General features: G+C 69.6%; 1 pseudogene. It reads right to left on the minus strand.

Features of this window, described 5'->3' with window-relative positions:
- A pseudogene (locus ABTZ58_RS40060) lies at positions 1-1,179 on the minus strand (alpha-1,4-glucan--maltose-1-phosphate maltosyltransferase); the annotation flags it as partial.

Raw genomic sequence — 1,179 nt, forward strand, 5'->3', positions numbered from 1 at the left:
CGGATGGTGTTGAGCCGGGTGAGCAGGGGGGTGATGGTGCGGCCTTCGCGTTCTGCGGTGTCCCAGTCGCGGGGGCGGAGCTGGTACTTCTCGGAGTCGAGGTATTCCTCGCTGCCTTGGCGCAGCGGGGTGTTCTCGCACAGTTCGTAGCCGGAGTAGATGCCCCAGGAGGGGGAGAGGGTGGCGGCGAGGACGGCGCGGACCTCGAAGGCGGGCCGGCCGCCGTGCTGGAGGTAGGCGTGCAGGATGTCGGGGGTGTTGGGGAAGAAGTTGGGCCGCATGTAGCTCGCGGCCTCGCCCGACAGTTCCGTCAGGTACTCGGTGAGCTCTTCCTTGGTGTTGCGCCAGGTGAAGTAGGTGTAGGACTGCTGGAAGCCGATCTGGGCCAGGGTGTGCATCATCGCCGGGCGGGTGAAGGCCTCGGCCAGGAAGATCACATCGGGGTCGGTGCGGTTGATGTCCGCGATGACCCGCTCCCAGAAGACGACCGGTTTGGTGTGGGGGTTGTCCACGCGGAAGATGCGCACCCCGCGGTCCATCCAGTGCCGCAGCACCCGGCAGGTCTCGGCGACCAGGCCGTCCATGTCCGCGTCGAAGGCGATGGGGTAGATGTCCTGGTACTTCTTCGGCGGGTTCTCGGCGTAGGCGATGGTGCCGTCCGGGCGGTGGTGGAACCACTGGGGGTGCTTGTGCACCCAGGGGTGGTCCGGGGAGCACTGCAGCGCGAAGTCCAGGGCGATCTCCATGCCCAGTGCGCGGGCCCGGTCCACGAACCAGGTGAAGTCCTCCAGGGTGCCCAGGTCGGGGTGGACGGCGTCGTGGCCGCCCTCGGGCGAGCCGATCGCCCACGGCACCCCCACGTCGTCCGGGCCGGGGGAGAGGGTGTTGTTCTTCCCCTTGCGGAACGTGGTGCCGATCGGGTGGATCGGCGGCAGGTAGACCACGTCGAACCCCATCGCCGCGATCGCCGGAAGCCGCCGCGCGGCGGTGCGGAACGTGCCATGGGGCTGCTCGGGGGTGCCCTCCGAGCGCGGGAAGAACTCGTACCACGAGCCGTACAGCGCCCGCTCCCGCTCCACCAGCAGCGGCAGCGGCTCGCTGCTGGTGACCAGGTCCCGCAGCGGGTACCGGCCCAGCACCGCGTCCACCTCGGGCGTCAGCGCCGCCGCCAGCCGTGAC

Origin of the sequence: Streptomyces sp. NPDC094143 (assembly GCF_040303825.1) — a bacterium.
In the GTDB taxonomy this organism is placed as follows: domain Bacteria; phylum Actinomycetota; class Actinomycetes; order Streptomycetales; family Streptomycetaceae; genus Streptomyces.